19 protein-coding genes are annotated in these 22,316 nt (G+C 55.8%); 13 read left to right on the top strand and 6 right to left on the bottom strand.

Annotated elements, in window-relative coordinates:
- Positions 1-62 precede the first annotated feature (62 nt).
- Positions 63-971 (bottom strand): DegV family protein, encoded by a 909-nt coding sequence (locus tag ACXAD0_RS15360; protein WP_475089472.1) that lies wholly within the window; start codon positions 969-971, stop codon positions 63-65.
- A 256-nt stretch (positions 972-1,227) separates the two neighbouring features.
- The gene (locus ACXAD0_RS15355; protein WP_475090402.1) at positions 1,228-2,700 is read right to left on the bottom strand and encodes a sugar porter family MFS transporter; all 1,473 of its coding nucleotides are present in this window, start codon (positions 2,698-2,700) and stop codon (positions 1,228-1,230) included.
- Between the two features lie 205 nt (positions 2,701-2,905).
- Between ACXAD0_RS15355 and tilS the strand changes: the two genes are divergently transcribed.
- The 12 genes from tilS to rpoS all read left to right on the top strand — a co-directional run bounded on the left by tilS (position 2,906) and on the right by rpoS (position 14,981).
- Positions 2,906-4,252, top strand: coding sequence for a tRNA lysidine(34) synthetase TilS (gene tilS, locus ACXAD0_RS15350; protein WP_475089471.1), 1,347 nt, complete (start codon positions 2,906-2,908; stop codon positions 4,250-4,252).
- 124 nt (positions 4,253-4,376) lie between these two features.
- Positions 4,377-6,011 carry a CTP synthase gene (locus ACXAD0_RS15345; protein WP_475089470.1) on the top strand — a complete coding sequence of 545 codons (1,635 nt, stop codon included), beginning with the start codon at positions 4,377-4,379 and terminating at the stop codon, positions 6,009-6,011.
- 142 nt (positions 6,012-6,153) lie between these two features.
- Entirely contained in the window at positions 6,154-6,999 is an 846-nt protein-coding gene (gene kdsA / locus ACXAD0_RS15340) for a 3-deoxy-8-phosphooctulonate synthase (protein WP_475089469.1), read from the top strand.
- Positions 7,000-7,165: 166 nt separating this feature from the next.
- Positions 7,166-8,452, top strand: a complete 1,287-nt coding sequence (gene eno, locus ACXAD0_RS15335) for a phosphopyruvate hydratase (protein ID WP_475089467.1) — start codon at positions 7,166-7,168, stop codon at positions 8,450-8,452.
- A 62-nt stretch (positions 8,453-8,514) separates the two neighbouring features.
- The gene (locus tag ACXAD0_RS15330; protein ID WP_475089466.1) at positions 8,515-8,820 is read left to right on the top strand and encodes an FtsB family cell division protein; all 306 of its coding nucleotides are present in this window, start codon (positions 8,515-8,517) and stop codon (positions 8,818-8,820) included.
- Positions 8,820-9,560 carry a 2-C-methyl-D-erythritol 4-phosphate cytidylyltransferase gene (ispD, locus tag ACXAD0_RS15325; RefSeq protein ID WP_475089465.1) on the top strand — a complete coding sequence of 247 codons (741 nt, stop codon included), beginning with the start codon at positions 8,820-8,822 and terminating at the stop codon, positions 9,558-9,560. Before ACXAD0_RS15330 ends, ispD begins: the two co-directional genes overlap by 1 nt.
- 10 nt (positions 9,561-9,570) lie before the next feature.
- Complete coding sequence (gene ispF / locus ACXAD0_RS15320; protein WP_475089463.1) at positions 9,571-10,056, top strand: 2-C-methyl-D-erythritol 2,4-cyclodiphosphate synthase; 486 nt, start codon at positions 9,571-9,573, stop codon at positions 10,054-10,056.
- Entirely contained in the window at positions 10,049-11,017 is a 969-nt protein-coding gene (gene truD / locus ACXAD0_RS15315) for a tRNA pseudouridine(13) synthase TruD (protein WP_475089462.1), read from the top strand. Before ispF ends, truD begins: the two co-directional genes overlap by 8 nt.
- Before the next feature lie 93 nt (positions 11,018-11,110).
- The gene (locus ACXAD0_RS15310) at positions 11,111-11,785 is read left to right on the top strand and encodes a protein-L-isoaspartate(D-aspartate) O-methyltransferase (RefSeq protein ID WP_475089461.1); all 675 of its coding nucleotides are present in this window, start codon (positions 11,111-11,113) and stop codon (positions 11,783-11,785) included.
- Complete coding sequence (locus tag ACXAD0_RS15305) at positions 11,782-12,732, top strand: DUF368 domain-containing protein (RefSeq protein ID WP_475089459.1); 951 nt, start codon at positions 11,782-11,784, stop codon at positions 12,730-12,732. The genes ACXAD0_RS15310 and ACXAD0_RS15305 overlap by 4 nt, the downstream gene beginning before the upstream one ends.
- A 142-nt stretch (positions 12,733-12,874) precedes the next feature.
- Positions 12,875-13,720 carry a peptidoglycan DD-metalloendopeptidase family protein gene (locus tag ACXAD0_RS15300; protein ID WP_475089457.1) on the top strand — a complete coding sequence of 282 codons (846 nt, stop codon included), beginning with the start codon at positions 12,875-12,877 and terminating at the stop codon, positions 13,718-13,720.
- A gap of 211 nt (positions 13,721-13,931) precedes the next feature.
- Positions 13,932-14,981, top strand: coding sequence for an RNA polymerase sigma factor RpoS (gene rpoS / locus ACXAD0_RS15295; protein WP_475089456.1), 1,050 nt, complete (start codon positions 13,932-13,934; stop codon positions 14,979-14,981).
- An 81-nt stretch (positions 14,982-15,062) separates the two neighbouring features.
- Here rpoS and ACXAD0_RS15290 read toward each other — a convergent pair whose 3' ends face one another.
- The 3 genes from ACXAD0_RS15290 to ACXAD0_RS15280 all read right to left on the bottom strand — a co-directional run bounded on the left by ACXAD0_RS15290 (position 15,063) and on the right by ACXAD0_RS15280 (position 18,633).
- Positions 15,063-15,389 (bottom strand): YdbL family probable chaperone protein, encoded by a 327-nt coding sequence (locus ACXAD0_RS15290; protein ID WP_475089454.1) that lies wholly within the window; start codon positions 15,387-15,389, stop codon positions 15,063-15,065.
- A gap of 11 nt (positions 15,390-15,400) precedes the next feature.
- Positions 15,401-15,550, bottom strand: coding sequence for a YnbE family lipoprotein (locus tag ACXAD0_RS15285; RefSeq protein WP_475089452.1), 150 nt, complete (start codon positions 15,548-15,550; stop codon positions 15,401-15,403).
- A 134-nt stretch (positions 15,551-15,684) separates the two neighbouring features.
- Positions 15,685-18,633, bottom strand: coding sequence for an intermembrane phospholipid transport protein YdbH family protein (locus ACXAD0_RS15280; protein WP_475090400.1), 2,949 nt, complete (start codon positions 18,631-18,633; stop codon positions 15,685-15,687).
- 355 nt (positions 18,634-18,988) lie between these two features.
- On the opposite strand from ACXAD0_RS15280, the gene pepN reads away from it, so the two are divergent.
- Positions 18,989-21,616 (top strand): aminopeptidase N, encoded by a 2,628-nt coding sequence (pepN, locus tag ACXAD0_RS15275; protein WP_475089450.1) that lies wholly within the window; start codon positions 18,989-18,991, stop codon positions 21,614-21,616.
- 58 nt (positions 21,617-21,674) lie between these two features.
- On the opposite strand, the gene ACXAD0_RS15270 is transcribed toward pepN, so the two are convergent.
- Positions 21,675-22,223, bottom strand: coding sequence for a histidine phosphatase family protein (locus ACXAD0_RS15270; RefSeq protein ID WP_475089448.1), 549 nt, complete (start codon positions 22,221-22,223; stop codon positions 21,675-21,677).
- Positions 22,224-22,316: the final 93 nt, after the last annotated feature.

The following is a 22,316-nucleotide window of genomic DNA, read 5'->3' as shown; positions in this document are numbered from 1 at the left end:
CCCAAGAAAAAGGCCGCTATCCCTGGGGATAGCGGCCTTTTTTGTGACTGGCAGCTTTGCGCTTAGCGATTTTCTGAGGCCAGCGCCAGGGCAACGGTGTTGGGCCCCAGGTTAATGCCGCCGGAGAGGCTCATCACGCTCTTGTAAATCTTGACCTTGTGCTCTGCCGCAACCTTTTCCAGCGCTTTGAAGCCGGGAATCTTTTCCAGGTCGCTCGGCTTGCCGGCGATGCTGACCATGATAGATGGCATCAGGAGTTCACCATTACGGATCTTCTTAATGGCCAGCTCGAACAGCGCCCCAGTGCAGTTGTCGAAGCCGCGAATGGTATCGGTGACTTCTGTGCCAGAGTGGTGGATTGAAAGAATCGGGTGCAGTTTGAGGATCTTGGCCGCCATCGCCTTGATCCAGCTAATGCTGTCTTCGTTCTTGCTGCGAGCGCGCTCGCGCACGTAGTAAACGTCCTTGATGGCGGCATAACCGTGAATCTTGCGGCGGAACTCTTCCGCACACAGGCGTACCTGCTCGCCGCTCAGGCCACGTCGAATCATCGACAGGGTGTACAGAGCCAGTAGCCCCTGACCACAGAATACGGAGTGCGAGTCGACCGTGTGAACATTCACTGCGTCATTGGCGCTGCCCTGGGCAAGGTTTTTCGCCGCGACCTTGGCATTGGCAAAGGTCGGACTGTTCGCCCCGGCAATGGTCTGAACGATGATGTCCTTGCGACCCTTCTTCACCAGTCCCTGCAGGATGCCCTGGATTTCAGGGGTGGTGGCCGGGCCGGTAGTGATCTGGTGCGAGCGGTCTACCAGCGACAGGGTGTAAAAATGGGCCATCTGCGCTGGATTGCGCTGGTCACCAAAGGTGTCTTTACCCACGCTCACTTTGTGAGGCAACACGGGGATGGCGAATTTGCGCAGCAACTCATCCGGGAGGTCGCATCCTGAATCAACAACTAACTGAACCATAACTCTCTAATACATCAGGTGATATTTCCTTGGACCCGCAAAGGTATCACCAGAAGCTGGCGCGAAAAAGGTCAATTGGTGCGATAGTGCCGTTTATTTGGTTTGTGCCGAAATTGGCAAGGACTGTTTGGTCAAACAGGGATTGATGGGGATAAATGTCATTTTATACAGGTTGGTAGGGCGGTCGCCAGAGAGAGAGAGGAGAAGGTGCCCGCCGGAGTGCCGGCGGGCAGGGAAGTCAATGGGGAGGCCGTGTTTAGCCTTGCATTTCCTCCAGTTCCAGTCCCTTGGTCTCGTGGACCATGTAAATCACAAAGGCGATTGAGAGGATAGCGAACAGCATGTAGACCCCGTAAGCCGTGGCCAATCCAATGGTTGCCAGCATAATCGGGAAGGTCATGGTGATCAGGAAGTTGGCGCCCCACTGGCTCAGGCCAGCAATGGCCAGGCCGGATCCTCGCATATGGTTGGGGAACATTTCACCGAGCATAACCCACATTACGGGGCCCCAGGACGCATTAAAGAAGAATACGTAGGCATTGGCAGCGATGAGCGCCAGGAGGCCCATGCCGTCGGTCAACTGCAATTTGCCGTTTGTATCGAGGTCGGCCGTGGTAAATGCCAGTGCGACCAGCGCCAGAGTGAATGCCATACCGATGGAACCGACGAGCAACAGGGGTTTGCGGCCAATTTTGTCCACAAGGCCAATGGTAATCAGGCAGGCGGCAATGCTGATGGCGCCAGAGATAACATTGATCATCAGCGCGTCCGATTCGGAAAAGCCTACCGCCTGCCACAGTACCGCACCGTAGTAGAACACCACGTTAATCCCGACGAGCTGCTGGAATACCGCGAGGCCAAGGCCTACCCAGACAATTTTGCGTAAACGACCGCTGTGGTCCAGTAGATCGCGAAGGCGAGGGCGGTGATCATCCGCAATGGTAGAGCGTATGTCTTCCAATCGACGCGCTACTTCGTTCTCTCCGTAAAGCCGGCCCAATACCTGTTTTGCCCGGCCGTCCTGACGAGACAGCACCAGGTAGCGGGGACTCTCGGGAATCAACAGCAGAGCGAAGAAAAATACCGCAGCAGGCAAAATTTCTACCCAAAACATCCAGCGCCAGGCATCGTACCCCATCCACCACACTGTCTCCGCAGAGCCGGCGAATTGTGCCAGCAGGTAATTGCTAACAAAGGCAGCAAACAGACCGGAAATAATGGCGATTTGCTGAATCGTGATGAGGCGGCCGCGCCAGGAAGCCGGAGCCACCTCACCGATATAGGCGGGTGACATCACGCTGGCGGCACCCACCGCCAGGCCACCGAGGATGCGATAGAACACGAATTCCATTGAGCTTGTGGCGATCCCTGATCCCCAGGCGCTGATCACAAACAGGATGGCAGAGGCCAGCAGTAACTGACGACGCCCGAATACGTCTGCGAGCCTGCCCGCGAAGAAGGCACCCACCGCACACCCGAGTAGCATGGAGGCCACGTTGAAACCGGTACCGGCGGAGTCTGAATTAAACGCGGCTTGCAGCCCGCTCACGGTGCCATTGATGACGCCGCTGTCGAACCCGAACAGGAAGCCGCCAATGGTGGCGACCGCGGAGATGGTAAAGATAAAACCCAGTGAAGAGCTGGATTCCAATTCACCGGAAGCGCTTAGACCGGCTTTCTCTATCGCTTGCATGACAAATCCCTGCGAATTTTTATTGTTTGGCGGTATCGTTGTGTTTTATTGCGATGAATGCAAAATTGAAGGCGTTCGCCGCAATACTCTGAATCTTATCCTGATTTTTAACAGATTTGGGCCCTCGTATCGTAGAACTCGACCGCGTTGACGTATCCCGTGAAAAAATCGCCTCCCTTATACTGGTGGGCGCAGGCGTCTGGACTGGCGCGTATCTGAAACCCTTGCAGTGCAGAACTGGATGAGTGTGAAACCCGTTAATCCAAATATATCTGGCCCAGTGCTGGAAGTGATCGAGCGATGCTTCTCTGCTTTTCCTCGGGCCGAAACCTACTGGGTGGGTTTTTCCGGGGGGTTGGATTCCACCGTGCTCATTCACGCGATGGCGCAGCTCGGTTATCCGGTTCGGGCGCTGCATGTGCATCATGGTTTGTCACCCAGTGCCGATCAGTGGGCTGAGCATTGTCAGGCCTTTGCCAATCAGATTGGTGTTCCTTACTCTCTGCAGCGGGTGACTATTGATCGCTCTCAAGGCGGGCTGGAGCAGGGGGCTCGGAGGGCCCGTTACCAGGCGTTTCGGCAGTATCTGCGTCAGGGCGACATTCTGGCCCTGGGCCATCACGCGGACGACCAAGCAGAAACATTTTTGATGCGATTACTGCGCGGTGCTGGTGTGCGGGGACTTGCGGGTATGCCCCCATCCCGTTCGATCGGATACGCGCAGCTCGTGCGGCCAATGCTTGCATTGAGAAGGGCAGACCTGGCTACCTACGCAGAGCATCACCAACTTGGTTGGCTTGATGATGAAAGTAATCAGGACCGTAGACTAGATCGCAACTTTCTTCGTCACGAGGTGATTCCCCTCCTCGATACCCGCTGGCGGGTTGCTGATCGCATGGCTGTGGCCGCTCAGCATTTGCGGGAATCCGAAACGCTATTGGAAGAGGTGGGGGGCGAGGATCTGCAACGTTGCCACTGGCGACCGGAGCGGGTTGGCCGCAGTATCGATCTTGACGCGCTGCTCAGACTGAGCAATGCCCGAAAGAGGAATCTGGTAAGGACCTGGCTATTACAGAGCGATGCCTGCTTGCCGACCGAGGCCCAGTTGCATCAGGCCGTCGATCAGGTGACAGCTGCGCGCGAAGATGCGGTCCCCGCGGTCGATATTGGCGGGTTGGTATTGCGACGGTATCGACGGCGGGTCTATCTCACGCGACAGCTGCCACCGGTCGGCGAGCTCAGCCTCAGGTGGGACGGGAGATCGCCGATCAATTTACCGGATGGGTCGACCCTACAGCCTGGCGACGGCTGGGGGGCGGGTGACTACACGGTTCGCTATCGTCGGGCGGGTGAGCGAATGCACCCTCGTGGGCGTGACCGGTCGCAGACTCTGAAGAAACTCCTGCAGGAATACGCGGTAGAACCCTGGCTGCGCGATCGCCTGCCGATTGTTTGTACGACTTCTGGAGAACCGCTGGCGGTGGCGGATGTCTTTCTGTGCGCCGCGCATGTGCCGGGCCGACTGCTATGGTCCTTTGAGGAGATGGACCGCATCGAGACGGGCGCGCAAATGCCCAAATCTGATTGAGGATAAAACCGACTTCTGGTAGTCTGGCGTCCCATCTTAAAGGCACCGGGATCGCCGTTGGCGACTGCCTGGTACAGCCCCGCAACCCGATCCCATCGGGCATTCAAATTGACCAAGGTTTTGCATGACGCGCTACATTTTTGTCACTGGCGGCGTGGTTTCCTCATTGGGGAAAGGTATCGCCTCCGCTTCTCTGGCCGCTATTCTCGAAGCCCGTGGCCTGAAGGTCACCATCCTCAAGCTGGACCCATACATTAACGTGGATCCGGGCACCATGAGCCCGTTCCAGCATGGTGAAGTTTATGTCACCGAAGATGGTGCTGAGACGGATCTTGACCTGGGCCACTATGAGCGCTTTATCCGCACCCGCATGTCCAAGCGCAATAATTTCACCACTGGCCGGGTCTACGAGACCGTGCTGCGCAAGGAGCGCCGTGGTGATTACCTGGGTGGCACCGTTCAGGTGATCCCGCATATCACTGACGAAATCAAGCGCCGCGTCATTGAAGGCGCGCGAGATATGGACGTGGCGATTGTTGAGATCGGCGGCACCGTGGGTGATATCGAGTCCCAGCCGTTCCTCGAGTCCGTACGCCAGTTGAAAGTTGAAATGGGTGGCAACCGCGCACTGTTGATTCACCTGAGCTATGTGCCGTACCTGGCAACCGCCGGCGAGACCAAAACCAAGCCGACCCAGCACTCGGTGAAAGAGCTGCGTTCTATTGGCCTGCAACCAGATATCCTGTTGTGTCGTTCCGAGCGCGAGATCGACGCCGACTCCCGCCGCAAGATCGCCCTGTTTACCAACGTGGAAGAGCGCGCGGTCGTGCCGCTGCCCGATGCCAAGACCATCTATAGCGTTCCACGCCTGCTGCACACTTATGGACTCGACAATATTGTTGTTGAGAAACTGCAGCTGGAGTGCGCAGCCCCGGATCTGTCCGAGTGGGATGCCGTGGTCGATGGCAAGCTGAATCCAGAGCAAACCGTGAAGATTGCCATGGTCGGCAAATACATGGAGCTGCTGGACGCCTACAAGTCCCTGATTGAGTCCCTCGTGCATGCGGGTATCAAGCACCGCACCAAGGTCGAGATCGACTTTATCAATGCCGAGGACGTAGAGGGTGAAAATGGGCTCGACCTGATCAAAGGCGCGGATGCGATTCTGGTGCCCGGTGGATTTGGCGAGCGCGGTCTCGAGGGCAAGCTGGAGTCTGTGCGCTATGCACGAGAGAACAATATCCCGTTCCTGGGTATTTGCCTGGGCTTGCAGTCCGTTGTTATCGAGTATGCCCGCAACGTACTTGGCCTTAAGCAGGCCAACAGTAGTGAGTTCGATGTCAATACGCCGGATCCTGTTATTGGCCTGATTACCGAGTGGATTGATTCAGAAGGCAAGGTCGAGACCCGTGATGAAAGCTCTGACCTGGGCGGTACCATGCGCCTCGGCGGGCAGGAATGCCGCCTCGCGAAAGACAGCAAGGCGCGTGAAATATACGGTGCCGATGTCATTGTCGAGCGCCATCGCCACCGTTATGAAGTCAACAACAACTACGTTGATCGCCTGCAAAAGGCCGGGCTGAAAATTGGTGGCTGGTCGGCAGACGATACGCTGGTGGAAATGGTTGAATTACCGGAACACGACTGGTTTGTGGCCTGTCAGTTCCACCCGGAATTCACCTCCACTCCGCGTGACGGACACCCGCTGTTCGAAAGCTTCATTGCGGCAGCAGTGGCCCATCACGAGAAGCAGGGCTGATTCACCCGAAAACTTGGCCGGACTGCCCCGAGTGCCGGCCATTTGCGCTGCTCTGTGGACACAGAGCAGTCCTAAAATACTGGTCCTCAGCCGATCAGAGCGGTAGAACCTCAGGAAAATCCTGACGGATTAAGGAACAAGAATGAAAGTCATCGAAGTCGGCCAGCTTCAGGTTGCCAACGACCGCCCGTTTACCCTGTTTGGCGGAATGAACGTGCTGGAGTCCCGCGACCTGGCAATGCAAGTTGCGGAGCACTACGTCAAGGTTACCGAGAAGCTTGGTATTCCTTATGTGTTCAAGGCCTCCTTTGACAAAGCCAACCGTTCCTCCATTCGCTCGTATCGCGGGCCGGGTATGGAAGAGGGGCTGAAGATCTTTGAAGAGATCAAGCGCACCTTTAATGTACCGCTGATCACCGACGTACATGAACCGGATCAGGCCGCGCCCGTCGCCGAAGTTGTCGACGTTATCCAGCTGCCCGCGTTCCTGGCGCGCCAGACGGATTTGGTCGCTGCGATGGCAGCCACCGGAGCCGTGATCAATGTGAAAAAGCCTCAGTTTATGAGCCCGCCACAAGTCAAGAATGTGGTGGAGAAGTTTGCTGAAGGTGGCAACGAGAAAATCATTTTGTGTGAGCGTGGAGCCTGCTTTGGGTATGACAACCTGGTAGTTGATATGCTCGGCTTCCGCACCATGATCGATGCTTCCGGTGGTGCGCCGCTAATTTTCGATGTGACGCATTCTCTGCAGATGCGTGATCCTTCCGGCGCTGCGTCCGGTGGGCGTCGTTCGCAAGTCACCGAATTGGGCCGCGCGGGTCTCGCCATCGGCATTGCCGGCCTGTTCCTTGAAGCGCATCCGAATCCGGACAAGGCCCTGTGCGATGGGCCAAGCGCTTTGCCACTGGAAAAACTGGAGCCGTTCCTGGCCCAGATGAAAGCGGTGGATGACCTCGTAAAAGGGTTTGAGCCACTGGATACCAAGTAATTTCCTGTAGGGAATTACCGAAAACCTGTCAGTGGAAAATAATTGCGAAAAGCAGAGTGCACTGACGTTGTTGGATGACGCTGGCATTTGGGCCGCGGATCCAATGTTTGCAGGGGAGGTTGGATCCCTTGCTTTCTCTTACCACTGACCAACATGGAGCCTGTTAATGAGCAAGATCGTCGCTGTCAAAGCCTATGAAGTATTGGATTCCCGCGGCAACCCAACTGTTGAAGCGGATGTAATCCTCGAGTGTGGTGCTGTCGGCAGTGCCTGTGCCCCGTCTGGTGCTTCCACCGGTTCCCGCGAAGCCCTGGAACTGCGTGACGGCGACAAGAGCCGTTACCTGGGTAAGGGTGTGCTCAAGGCGGTTGAGAATATCAACTCCACCATCGCCGACCTGCTGGTAGGTATGGACGCGACTGATCAGCGCGCGCTGGATCAGGCCATGATTGAAGCCGATGGTACCGAGAACAAAGCCAAGTTTGGTGCTAACGCGATTCTGGCCGTATCACTGGCTGCTGCCAAAGCTGCAGCGATCTCCAAGAAAGTGCCGCTGTACCAGCACATCGCGGAAGTGAATGGTACTCCGGGCCAATACTCCATGCCCGTGCCGATGATGAACATCCTGAATGGCGGTGAGCACGCTGACAACAATGTCGATATTCAGGAGTTCATGGTTCAGCCGGTTGGTGCGACCAGCTTTGCGGAAGCCCTGCGTCAGGGTGCGGAAATCTTCCATTCCCTGAAGAAAGTGTTGTCCAGTAACGGTCTCAACACTGCTGTTGGTGATGAAGGTGGCTTTGCGCCCAACTTGCCTTCCAACGAAGGTGCTCTGACCGTGATCGCTGAAGCCGTAGAAAAAGCCGGTTATAAACTGGGCGACGAAATTACCCTGGCCCTCGATTGCGCGTCTTCTGAATTCTATAAAGATGGCAAGTACGACCTGGCTGGCGAAGGCAAGAAATTTGACAGCGAAGGCTTTGCCGATTACCTCGCCAACCTGTCTGAAACCTACCCAATTATCTCCATCGAAGATGGCATGGACGAAAGTGATTGGGATGGCTGGAAGATCCTGACTGACAAAATCGGTGACAAGGTACAGCTGGTCGGAGATGATTTGTTCGTGACCAACACCAAGATCCTCAAGGAAGGTATCGAAAAAGGTGTCGGTAATTCCATTCTGATCAAGTTTAACCAGATCGGTTCTCTCAGTGAGACCCTGGACGCGATCAAGATGGCCAAGGATGCAGGTTACACTGCGGTGATTTCGCACCGTTCCGGTGAGACTGAAGACACCACGATCGCAGATCTGGCGGTTGCGACTGCGGCAGGCCAGATCAAAACCGGTTCCCTGTGTCGCTCTGACCGGGTTGCCAAATACAACCGCCTGCTGCGTATCGAAGCCGAGCTGAATGGCTCTGCTCCTTATCGCGGCCGCGCGGAATTCAAGTAATAGCGATGGGTGGGGCATCCTGATTGCATCAGGGTGCGCCCTCCCAGCATCGGGTCGGCACTATGAAATGGCTGTCTGCGATTCTCGCGATAACGATTCTGGTCCTGCAGTATCGATTGTGGGTGGGCGAAGGCAGTTTTGCCGAAGTGACCCGCCTGAAGCGTGAGCTGGCGGAGCAGCAAGATCGTAACGCGGTACTGGAACGCGAAAACCGGCACCTTCTGCGCGAGGTACGCAGCATCAAAGAGGGGACCGACGGTGTTGAAGCCAAAGCGCGCTATGACCTCGGCTTGATTCGTGAAGGGGAAACCCTGTTTATTTTTGTCGACCCTGACCAGAAGGGTCAGCGAAATAGCGGGGACGAGTAGTGGCGGGTTTCTGGGTCATCTTGCCTGCGGCGGGCATTGGCAGTCGCATGGGTGCCGATCGTCCAAAGCAATATCTTCCCCTGCTGGGGCGTCCTCTGATCTCTCACACTTTACAGAACGTGCTCTCCTGGCCCGGATTGGAAGGTGTCGTTGTGGCCACCGCGGTCGACGATCCCTATTTTGGGCATTTGCCCGAGAGTACTCACGCAAAAGTATCTACCGTAACCGGCGGGGCGGAGCGTGCAGACTCTGTTTTGGCGGCGCTGGATTTCCTGTCCGGCAGGTTGTCTGATCACACTACGGTGCTGGTGCACGATGCCGCGCGTCCCTGTGTTTCCCTGAAAGATATTGAAGCGCTGTTATCAGAGGATGCGGGGCCTGTCGCACTGTTGGCGCAGCCTGCAAGCGACACGCTCAAGCGCGCCGGGGTCGGTGAGAATCCTGAGGTTCAGCAAACTCTGGACCGGCAACAGGTGTGGATGGCGCAGACCCCGCAACGGGCTCCGCTGGGTATCCTTCGCGATGCGTTAAGGGCGGCGATATCTGCGGGTGCTCCGGTTACGGATGAGTCCAGCGCGTTGGAATTCGCCGGTTTTACCCCGCGCCTGATCGCGGGACAGCGCGGTAATATCAAAGTGACACATCCGTCTGACATTCCATTGGCGGAAGCCATCTTGCGGTTGCAGTATTCCGACGCTGAGGCGGAACGACAGCGGGTTCCCGGAAGCGAATCAGCCTGAGAAGTAATTTATGAATATTCGTATAGGTCAGGGATTTGATGTCCATGCCTTTGGTCCAGGTGATCACGTCACGTTGGGTGGTGTGCGTATTGACTACCAACACGGCCTGAAGGCCCATTCTGACGGGGACGTACTCCTGCATGCGCTTGCCGATGCGATTCTCGGGGCGTTGGCGCTTGGTGACATTGGTCATCACTTCCCCGACACGGATCCGCGCTATGCGGGGGCGGATAGCCGCGCGTTGCTCCGCCATGTGGTGGAGCTGGCAAGGGAGCATGGGTATGGCATGGGAAATGCTGACTGCACACTGATTGCCCAGGCGCCGAAGATGGCTCCACATATTGACCTGATGCGAGAGAATATCGCTGAAGATTGCGGGGTTTCCATTCAAGATATTAGCGTCAAGGCGACCACGACAGAACGTCTGGGTTTTACCGGGCGTGGAGAGGGTATTGCCGCGCAGGCGGCGGTACTGTTGGTCCGTCGAAATGACTGAACGCTGGGATCTGAATTGGCTACCGGCCTATGGCGGCGCGCCGGTAACGGGTGACTTTCGGTCCGAGCCTGAGGATTTTGTGGTCGATGAAATGGCCATGCCTCCCAGTGCGGATTCCGGAGAGCATGTGTACCTTCTGGTGCGCAAGCGCGGTGCCAATACCGGCTGGGTGGCGGCACAGCTCGCCAGTTATGCTGGCGTACGGACTTCGGACGTTGGCTTTTATGGGTTGAAGGACCGACATGCGGTCACCACCCAGTGGTTCAGTGTTTGGCTGGCGCAAAAGCCGAGTCCTGACTGGACGACGTTCCAGTGCGAAGGGGTGGAGATTCTGGAGTCCCGTCCAGGTCCGCGAAAGCTGAGACGAGGGGAACATATCGGCAATCGCTTCCAGATTCGGTTGCGCAATATTTCGGGTGACAAAGCGGCTGCCGATCAGGTATTGGCCCAGTTGCATAATGGGGTTCCCAATTACTTTGGCGAGCAACGTTTCGGCAGGGAAGGCGGCAATCTGACGCTGGCAATGGGGATTGCCGAAGAGGGGGTTCGCTGTCGAAAGAATGAGCGCTCTTTTGCCATGTCTGCCGCGCGCAGTTGGTTATTCAATCAGGTGCTGGCCGCCCGTGTCAGTCAGGGAACCTGGCGGGAACCTGTCGCGGGCGAACCGCAGGCGGAGCCTACCGGTCCCTTGTGGGGGCGCGGACGCAATCCAGCCTCTGATACGCTCGGCGAGCTGGAAAGCGCGGTGTTATCCCCATGGCAACCGCTCTGTGATTGGCTCGAACATTGCGGTCTCAGTCAGGAGCGCCGGCCACTCGTGCTCAATCCGGAAGGACTCGAATTCGATTGGTCTGAAAATGACCTGCACTTGTCCTTTGCGTTGCCTGCCGGGGCGTTTGCGACGTCGGTGCTGAGGGAAGTGGTAAAGCTGGTCAATGTGAGTAGCCCGGCCATAAAATAGAGACAAATATCAGAACCGGCGATACAGCCGGACGGCCGTGATCCCGTGATCCGGCCAACTTTGGGGAACTCTTTTGCAGGGGAAAGGGGCATTATGGATCACTTGCGACGTGAGGGGTTGGGCATGACGTCCCAGCGCACCCGCAATCGACTGATACAGCGGCTCAAGGAGGAGGGGATCGAGGACGATCGTGTTCTGGATATTATCGCAACCACTCCCCGTCATCTGTTTCTGGATGAAGCGCTCTCTTTCCGTGCCTACGAAGATACAGCCCTGCCGATTGGCTACGGCCAAACCATCTCTCAACCCTATATTGTTGCGCGCATGACTGAGCTATTGCTCAATCGGGCGAGCTCTCTCGAGCGCGTTCTCGAGGTGGGCACAGGTTCGGGCTACCAGACGGCCGTGTTGGCTAAATTGGTGGGACGACTGTATTCCGTGGAGCGTATTGCTCCCTTGCTGGACCAGGCACGCAAGCGTTTGCGTGAGCTCGGCCATTTCAATGTGGAATGCAAGTTGAGTGGAGAGGAAGGGTTCGGCTGGCCTGAAAAAGCCCCGTTCAATGGGATTCTGGCTGCCGCGGCGCCGGTAACGATACCTGAAGAACTGAAGCAGCAACTGGCTCCGGAAGGCGTGCTTGTTCTTCCGGTAGGCGGTGATACGCAGGAATTGGTGGTGGTCCGTCGCTGTGAAGACAGCCAGCGCTTTGAGACCGAAAAGCTCGAACCCGTTCGGTTTGTGCCTTTGCTGGGAGGCGTAGTGCGATGATGGCTCGGCTATCCAGCGCCTCGCGTCACTACGGTGGTATCGCCTTGAGAGGCATGGCGATGGGCGCCGCTGACGTGGTGCCCGGTGTATCCGGAGGCACCATTGCTTTTATCACCGGAATTTATGAAGAGCTACTTGACTCGATCAGCCGTATTGGTCCCCACTGTGTAACCATGTTGCGCAAAGAGGGGGTTGCGGCCACCTGGGAATACATCAATGGCAATTTTCTATTGTCACTCTTCTGCGGCATTTTGATCAGCATATTCAGTTTCGCCAACCTGATCGGCTATTTGCTGGAGCAATACCCGATTATGGTCTGGGCCTTTTTCTTTGGTCTGATCTTCGCTTCTGTAGTGCCAATCATTCGACAGATAACTCCATGGCGCGGATTGGAAATCGCGTGCCTCGTGGGCGGTGTCCTTTTGGCAATTGGCATCAGCGAAATACGCCCGGCCCAGATAGAGGCGACACCGGTCACTTTGTTTTTGTCCGGCGCACTCGCGATTTGCGCAATGATTCTGCCTGGCATTTCAGGCTCTTTCATTCTGCTGATGATTGGAATCTACAGCCAGGTGCTCAGTGCTGTTCGTGACCTCAATGTGGTCTATCTCAGCTGTTTTGCCGCGGGTGCGGCAACCGGTTTATTGCTGTTCAGTCGGCTGTTGTCCTGGTTGATGCACCACCATCGCGCCAAAACGCTAGCGACATTGGCGGGGATCCTGATTGGCAGCCTGAAGGTCGTTTGGCCCTGGAAACTGCCGGCGGCGGAAGTGGCCATGGGAGATAAATTGACTCCTACGCTGTCCAATATTTCGCCCTGGCGTTTTGCCGCCGAGACGGGGGAAGCGTCCCTGTTTGTTCCGGCCTCACTTGCGGCGCTATCCGCAGTGCTATTGGTGCTTGTGCTCGAGTTCACAGTTGGTGGTGGGGCGAGGTCGCACAAATAATGGGCGCGTAACTCTTCAATTTGTATATTTGACCCCTTTTGGGTCGGTTCGCAGGGGTTACCACGGGCTTTTGGCACATTTTTGGAACAATTTTTTATACGCTTTTTCCATAAATGGGCTTCCTTGATGTAAAAAGAGAATAATGAAACGTCGCAATATTGAACCGCAAAGGACTCGTGACTGTATCGTCATTTTGGGCGGTCTACGTCGAGTTCACGGCAAAGTGTTAAAAATATTTACCGTTCTTCTCGGGGCTATTTTCGTTTCATCCTGTTCTTCCCTTCCGGCTCCGTCGAGCAGTCTGGAGCAGCCGCCAAGTATTCGAATAGGTCATCACGTGGTGAGCAAAGGGGAGACGCTCTATTCCATCGCCTGGCGTTATGGTAAGGATTTCAGACAGTTAGCGGCCATTAACGGGGTTTCTCCTCCCTACCAGATTTTCCCCGGACAGAGGCTCAAGCTGGCGGGCCCGGCGGTGGTACAGGCGCCTGCGGTGCGCGCTAAACCGGTGCCGAAGACGGTCTCTCCGAAGGTAAAGGTCACTACCGTAGCGGAGGCAAAGCCTAAAAAATCATTAACACCACCCGCGAAAAAGAAAAGTGCGCCAGTCCGGACCCATGGGTCAATCGCATGGCGCTGGCCTAACCGTGGAAAGGTGATTTCTCGATTCAAGGCCAGCGACCCGCTCCGGAAGGGTGTTGATATCGCGGGGCAAAAGGGGGACTCTGTACTTGCGGCTGCTAACGGCACTGTCATCTACGCAGGGAATGCGTTGCGAGGTTACGGAAAACTGTTGATTGTGAAGCACAGCGAGGAATTCCTCAGTGCTTACGCCCACAACGACAAGCTTCTTGTCAACGAGGGTAGCGAAGTAAAAGCGGGGCAAAGGATCGCGGAAATGGGTTCGAGTGGTACCGACCGCAATATGCTCCACTTTGAAATTCGTCGCAATGGCAAACCGGTTGACCCTCTGGCCTTTCTTCCATGATCTGAGTTGTGCCCGCAACTGCCGCAGATAAAAACGGACTTTTATGTGTACCACTTGAGGTAACTATCTGGCCCAAAATGGCTGGCGTCATTGAAGACCAAAGCTTGAACGGAACCAGATAGTTGTTGCACACCAGGTAGCGCCTTCGGCTTTACCACCAGGCTGTTGTCTGTGTGCGACTGGTATTGGCAAAGTACAAGGAGTAGGGGAAATGGATGCACAACGGCAGCACCAGCCGATGGCTGGCGAGGCAGATCTTCCTCCAGAGTTGGATAATAAGGAAATTCGGCAAAAAGCCGACAACGACCAAATCAGCGACATTAGCAAGAAACGCCACACCCGGAGCAAGGTGGCGAGGAAAAGCTCCGAACCCTCCCCCGCTAAATCGAGGACCACGCGCTCATCATCCGATGTGCAAATGAAAAACCTCGATGCAACACAGCTTTATCTAAACGAAATAGGCTTTTCTCCACTGCTGACGGCAGAGGAAGAGGTGTATTACGCCCGCAAAGCTCTGCGAGGCGATGCCGCATCGCGCAAGCGCATGATCGAAAGCAACCTGCGACTGGTGGTCAAGATCGCCCGTCGTTATGTTAGCCGCGGACTCGCACTGCTGGATCTTATTGAGGAAGGAAACCTCGGTTTGATTCGCGCAGTCGAGAAGTTTGATCCAGAACGTGGTTTCCGTTTCAGTACCTACGCTACCTGGTGGATTCGACAGACCATCGAACGGGCAATTATGAACCAGACCCGAACGATTCGCCTGCCCATTCATGTAGTCAAAGAACTGAATGTGTACCTGCGTGCTTCGCGCGAACTCGCTCAAAAACTTGACCACGAACCCTCAGCAGAGGAAATCGCAACTCTGCTGGAAAAACCGGTCGAAGATGTTGAGCGTATGCTGGGACTGAATGAGCGTGTGACGTCCGTCGATACGCCGATCGGCCCATCTTCCGAGAAAACCCTGGTTGACACGATTCCAGATCAGCAAGAGTCGGATCCGGCGGAACTACTGCAGGACTCTGATCTCTTTGACAGCATTAACCGTTGGCTGGGCGAATTGCCTGACAAACAGTGCGAAGTCGTTTCGCGCCGCTTTGGCTTGAGAGGCTATGAGGCCAGCACTCTGGAAGAAGTCGGGCGAGAGATCGGCCTGACTCGTGAGCGGGTGCGTCAAATCCAGGTGGACGCGTTGAAGCGTCTGCGGGAAGTGATGGAAAAACAGGGCCTCGACGGCATGTCCCTGTTCGGAAATCTCTAGACGTCCTCTGGTAGAGCGTAAAAAGCCCACCCCTTTTCATCAGGGTGGGCTTTTTTATTGGCGGAGCGGAAACCGCAGTCTCTATTTCTGCACCCAGCGCCCACGATTGTCCTGATAGTAAGCCCCCCGGGGCAAACGGGCTTCCAGTTTCTCAGCCGCTCTCGCGGCAACCTGAGCGACACTGATATTGTTGCGCTTGGCAATCTCTGTGTATTCCCGTTTGCGCTTGGCGTTGACACTGGCGACGAGTTTTTTCAGCTCTGGTGATGATTCGGAGACAGTCGCGATGTATCCGCTGTTTGCCTCACCGACCAATCCCTGCTTGCGGGCATCATTCAGGGTGATTGCCATCGCCGGTAGTGATAGCGCCAAGGCCAGGATCACGAACAGTCGCTTGAATAATTTCATTGGTGGACTCCTCAAAAAATTCCTTCTTCATCGTCGAACAGGTTGTCCAGCTCTTTGTCGACCTTGACGCGGATTTCATGTTCAATCTTGACGTTAAGGTTTACGGTGATTGGCTCACTGGGCGCCTGTACGGCGACAGTGGGCGTACAGGCGCTGACCATCCAGGCACCTAATAAAAGAACTGGCAGAAGCCGGCCGCTCTTCATTGTGTGTTCCTCCAGCTTGATACAACAGCTTATTGGTAGTTTGCAGGACGTAAGCTTAACGCAAGCTGAATTCGAGGTCCCGATTGCTGTCACTGTAGCTGTTTTTCGACAGCATCGGACAGGTCCCGTCCCGCTTGCAGGGAGTTCAACATCGCCGGGATATTATTTTCCAGGTTGAGGTTGATGATGAGGTCTCGATCCGCTGCCACTGAATCACTGCGCCCGACGAGTCGAAGTTGCAGCGTCAGGTCGCCACTGGGCGGGTAGTTGAGCGTGCCGCTGAGCTCTCGATAGTTATAGTCTTCCAGCGCTCCGGCGATGAGCTGAAGCTGGGGATTGGTGGCCAGCATCTGTGGGGAAAAAGCGCCATAGTAGCGTAATCTTCCACCCGGCGGCCTGGCTTTGACTGTGCCATCGACAACCGTCGCGCCGTCTTTATTGGTAGTCAGGGGCAAGGTGATGTCGAGAATACCACTGGCTGCGAAGTTTTCCGTCTCCATCTGTTTGCCGAGCGCCTCCAGTGATACCCCCTCCAGGGATACAGAACTCTGTCGCGCTTTTCCGTCCATATTCCAGCGCAGCATATCTGCCCGGGCGGAGCCTTCCAGTAGCGTCGCGTTTAAGTCTCGAATCACGATGTCGCCTGTTGCTTCAACGTCGAGGGAAAATGACGTATCAGTAATCGGGAAACCGATGTCGAGGGATTGCAGTTGGATGTCGGCGGGTGAGGTCGTCTCCCAGCCGTCACGGGTTTCCCTGACATCCATGGCGCCCGAAAGCCCAATCATGAAAATGTCCTCATAAGCCGCTGTCACTCCATTCAAGGTAATTCGAGCATTGCCGGCCTTTTGCCCGGGCGCAGCAGGCCAGTAAATATTCGCGGTGCCACTGACGTCGCCGGCGACGACGTCCACTGGTATGCCAGAAAGCGCGCCGCTGAGCGGTTGTTGACCAGAAAAAGTGGTGGGCGGCAGAAGGACACTGGCATGCCCGTTAGCGCCTGACAGGTTATGTTCCCATTGGAGGCTCGCAGTCATAGGGGCCGCCGATAGCTTTCCTTCACCGCGGAGTTTGTCTCCGGCAAGCGCCACGCTTCCCTGTATATCCATGGTGGATAGATACTGGTTCATGATGTTGACCGGTATCTGGGTGCCTTGATAGTCGAATGCCGCGCGCAAATTATCCTGGGTGCCACCCACCGACAGCGCGTCAATCATGACCGCGCCACCAATTGCGGCCATCTCGTTGGCGGCCTCTTCGGTGGCTATGGAGGCACGTCCCTGGCATTCAAAGCCGGGATGATTGAATTGACAGCGGAACTCCGGCGCTTCGATCAGGGGTGCGGTGAGTTTGACGTCAGACAGCTCGACCTGCTCCGCCTCTGCCGACAGTTCAGAAAATTCCAGAGACGCCAACTGCGCCGGTTGACCGGTTCGCGGTCTAATGTTCAGAACAAATCGGCTTTGGGCCTGCATCTGTTTGACCTGTATTGCATGTGCACTGTGAGCCAGCGAGGGGATAGCCAGAGCGAGTGCACCTTCGCAGCCTCCCTGCGAACCATTACGGCATTTCAGGGCTGAGGTAGATACCTGCGCAAAAAGCGTATTGTCCTTTGTTGTTGCCCGGAGCTGAATGGCCTCCGCAGTAAGATCGACTGTGTCCTGCCCCAACTGCAGGTTCACGGTCACTGGCTTGGGCAGTTGCGCGGTCAGTCGTCCGCCTGCGAGGTCATCTAACGGGGGCAAGGTGTCCAGGCGATCCTGCAGGATCGAAAAGGGGATCTGTACATGCCCATTTTCCAGGAAGGTCAATTGAATCGACGCAGGGAGCGGGGGCTCCCCTGGCGATAGGGGACTCCCGAGTATCTGGGTTTTTGCCAAGAATGCGATCTGGCCATCAACATCTTGGTTGTTTGTGGCCGCTCGTTGTGGGATACCGGGGGCCGCAGAGGAAGCCGGACCCTGTGTGTAGCGGAGTAACGTTGCCAGACCTGCGCGGAAAATGGTGCCCTCGATAGAGACTTCACTACCTGCAGGTGAGGCTGCGCTATGGAGTTGTAGCTCGGCAGCCTCTATCCCCGCGTTGTCCTTTATATGTGCGGTGCCGGCTCCTTCAACGCTCGTGATGGTGAGGGGGCTCAAGGTATCGATACTGATCGCAATGGGCGATGTGGTGGCCAAACGGATGGACCAGGTATCCGAGGGGGGTACCGGTAAGTCCAATTGTGCGTCTTGGGTTTCAATCCTGAGCGTAAAATCCTGGGCGGATTGCAGGTCCCTGAGCGCGTCGGGCATCTTACCCTGGATGTCCAGCGCCACCGATCCGCTGCTGGGCACGGCGTATGCGAACAGTTCGGGTAGCAGTGGTTGGGCAAACGCCGACAATCCTTGCAGGTCTAGATCGCCATGCGCTCGGGCTTGCCAGTAACTATTGTCGGTGGCGTCGAGGTTGACCGACAGTTGGCCGATTTCCGACCCTGCCGGAGTCGTCAATTTCGCCTCAGCGTGGAGAGACTCCCGATCACCGGATAACGTGACGTCAAGAGTGGCGTTGTGGTCCGCTAACGCCAGGTAAGCCTTGCGGCTCTCGACGTCGGTATTGAACACGAAGTGAAAGGGTTCGTTAGGTCGTTCGGACACGAACAATTGCACGACTTCGATCCGCCCCGGTAGAAATCGAGCGAATTCGGTGAGGGTGTTTCGCAATCCAATTTCCGGATCGGGGACTGGCGTTTCATAGCCGGCGGTGGGGGCCTGTCCGCGTTCCAGCTTGATTGTATCGATGACGACAGAAGTTCGATGGCGGCGCCAAGGCAGCATGAACTGAAACGGGTGGTCAATATTTAGTCCGCTGACGTCGATAACATCATTATTGGCGGTGCGGATTCGCAGAGTGGCAATGGACAGACCGTCGCTGTTCATTTGCAGCCCCTCAAACGCAGTGACCGCTGCATCTCCTAGAGCGGAGTCGAGGGTCGCTTGAATCAAAGGCTCTCGATACCGCCATGCGGTGAACAGAATAGCGAGAGTGCACACCATGACACCCAGTAAAAACAGGTGCCTTTTACGTCGCTTGGAAGATGTGGGCTCACTCATGCCGCTAGTTTACGCTAGTGAAGGGGTACCGACTAACAGGCGGCAAGGCGTCCGGTCTTTCAATGATTAAGCGTTGTCACTTCAACGGACTCTGGCCGGCCTGTAAAGGGTATATGGCTGTCTGCCGTAATCCCTTATAGTGAGCGTAACGAATTCTGAGGCAATTGCTGCATCTTGAACGGCCGGTTGTCGGTTGTGGCAAGACGTCAAAATAACTGTACGCGGAAGAGGTCCAGGGCACCAGGCCCATGTAGAAACTCTTTTAGCGCCTCTTTGATAAAAGGATACCTTGATCTCCATGAAAGACGCACAACCCAGGACCATCTACCTGAAAGATTACCGGGCTCCAGACTACCTGGTTGATACGACTGATCTCGTCATTGAACTCCGGCCCTCGGGCACTGAGGTGACGTCAACATTGCATATTCGCCGGAACCCGGCTGCAGGCGCCGGACTGCCTCCGTTGCAACTAGACGGTGTCGAGCTTGAATTGCTGTCCCTATCGGTCGATGGCCAACAGATGGGCGATACGGATTACCAGTGGCTCCCGGAGGGGTTGCAGATTCCTGTCGAACAGCCGGAATTTGAGTTGGTGATTCGTAACCGGATTCATCCCGAGGCAAATACGTCGCTGGAAGGGCTGTACCTGTCGAATGGGATGTACTGTACCCAGTGCGAAGCAGAGGGCTTCCGAAAGATCACCTTCTACCCGGATCGTCCCGATGTCATGTCCCGTTTTACGACGAAGATTATTGCCCCGAAGGAGTATCCGGTTCTCCTGTCAAACGGCAACGAAATTGATCGGGGGGAACTCGAAGACGGACGGCAATTTACGCAGTGGGAAGATCCCTTCGCAAAGCCCGCCTACCTCTTTGCTCTCGTTGCCGGAGATCTTGAGTCGGTATCCGATCGCTTTATCACCGCCAGCGGCCGGGAGGTCAAACTAGTCATATTCACGGAGGCGCGGAATATTGGTAAATGCGACCATGCCATGCGTTCCCTGAAACATGCCATGCGGTGGGACGAGGAAGTCTACGGCCGAGAATATGACCTCGACATCTTTATGGTCGTCGCTGTTGATCACTTCAACATGGGGGCGATGGAGAATAAGGGCCTGAACATTTTCAACTCTGCCTGCGTGCTGGCCAGTCCTGAGACCGCTACCGATGCCGCCTTTCAGCGTATTGAGTCGATTGTTGCCCACGAATATTTCCATAACTGGTCGGGGAATCGCGTTACCTGCCGCGACTGGTTTCAGCTCAGTCTCAAGGAGGGTTTTACCGTTTTTCGGGATGCCGAATTTTCAGCAGATATGAATTCCCGGGCGGTAAAGCGCATTGAAGATGTCAATGTACTGCGCAGTGTCCAATTTGCCGAGGACGCGGGGCCAATGGCCCATCCCGTACGACCTGACTCCTATATAGAGATCTCTAACTTTTATACGTTGACGATCTATGAGAAGGGGGCCGAAGTCGTTCGCATGATCCATACCCTGCTGGGTCCTGACCAGTTCAGAAAAGGCTCGGATTTGTATTTCGACCGGCACGATGGCCAGGCAGTGACTTGCGAGGATTTTGTTCGGGCGATGGAGGACGCCAACGGTGCTGACCTTTCCCAGTTCAGACGATGGTATAGCCAGGCCGGCACGCCCCGGGTTCAGGTGCGCGATGAATTCGACAGTGAGACCGGGGAATACCGGCTTACGCTGATCCAGTCCTGCCCGCCATCGCCAGGTCAAACGGCTAAAGAGGCTTACCATATCCCTCTGCAGACGGCTCTGTTCAATCCCGAAGGCGAAGCGGTAGCGCTTAATGATCAGGGGGACGTCGAGGTTGTCCTGGAACTGACTCAGCCTGAACAAACCTTCGTATTTTCTGGGCTGGCAGCGCGTCCTGTTCCCTCCCTTCTGCGCGGCTTTTCTGCGCCGGTACGGCTCGAGTATCCGTATATGCCGGATCAGCTGCTGTTTTTAATGCGACACGATACTGATTCTTTTAATCGCTGGGATGCCAGTCAGCGCCTGGCGTTCGAGGCTCTGAATGCTTTGCAGGAGGCTTTCCGCAATGGTCAGCAGATGTCATTGCCCCCAGCGCTGGTCGAGGCTTATCGGAAACTGTTGACCGACAGCACACTCGATCCCGCATTGGTTGCAGAAATGCTGACACTACCCAGCGCGCAATTGATGGCAGAAGAGAGCGTTGAGATTGATGCGGCAGCAATCATTGCAGCGCGGGATTTTGCCAGAGAGGCATTGGGACAGGCGTTGGTCACGGAGTTTTTAGACTGTTATCGTCGTCTGAAGCAGTCCGGTCCGTACCGTCCGGAAGCGTCGGATATCGCCAACCGCCGTCTGAGAAACACTTGCCTTGCGTACTTGTGTGCGTCCGGTGACGAGGTGGGAATCACGTGTGCGACACAACAATATGATGATGCCGGTAATATGACCGATAGCTCGGCGGCACTCGCTGCCATTGTGAGTTATGCGCCCGCTGGGCAGGTAAACCGTGCGTTGGACGATTTCTATCATCGCTGGCAAACCGATACCCAGGTGGTTGAATTGTGGTTCTCGCTGCAGAGTGCCTGTGGGGAATGGGGCACCCTGGATCGCGTCCAGAAATTACTCAGGCATCCCGCATTTGAGATGACAAACCCAAATAAGGTCAGGGCGGTGATCGGCGCGTTCGCCAATAGAAACTTCAAACAGTTTCACCAGGCGGATGGCAGTGGTTTTCGTTTTCTCGCCGAGCAGGTGATCGCCCTGGATAGTATCAACCCTCAGATTGCTGCGCGTCTGGTGACGCCACTGACCCGCTGGAAAAAATATGCCGCAGAAAATGCGCAGCCCATGCGTGCGGCGCTGGAATCGATTCATACGAGTGGTGGACTTTCGAAAGATTTGTATGAAGTGGTCAGTAAAAGTCTATAAGGAGCCCACTCGCCATCAGCAGGGGCTATCGATTCCGGGTGTCCCTTGGTGGGTGCTTCTATAGAAGATGGCTGTCTTTTTCTTTACCGAGAGCACGCAGAGTCAAGCCATTCGGTCCTGACTGCAACTCCGTCACGGAGGTGTAGTCAGGCCGAAATTGGTAGATTCGATCCGCGCCTTTGATGCCGGCAACTACAGAATTGATGACCATAAAGTGGCAGAAGATCGCCGTATCCTCCTGAATGCCACAAAGATAGTCCCAAATGTTCTGGCGCCAAACCTGTTGATGAGGTTCCAACGTGGACCACGCCAGAGGTTCGAGCGTCTTTATCCACCGCCCCCGTTCTTCTGGGGGCAGCTCCAGGGGGGATGGAATTTCGTTGACCGCTGTCTCCAGTTTGACGGCGGCTTGCCACACGCGGGAGAGTGGCTCCGCGGTCTGACGTGCGCGGAGCTTGGGGCTGCTGATTAACCGGACGCGAACGTGGCCTGCCCACTGGTCTGCCAGGATCCTGGCCTGCTTCCTGCCGAGTTCGGTCAATCCCGGATCTTCCAGTCCAGGTTTTTTGGCCGCCTCACCGTGGCGAATTAACAATATGCGGGTCATGTGGATATTGGCTTTGAGGACAAGTTCCGGGTAAATAGCCGATCCAGCGCTATCCCGAAAGTGAGCGGTCCGGTTAACGGAAGGGCGACTTTA

The organism is Microbulbifer sp. ABF4_148 (assembly GCF_056158985.1).
The sequence above is the reverse complement of the archived record's forward strand: the minus strand, read 5'-3'. Positions and strand labels throughout refer to the sequence as shown.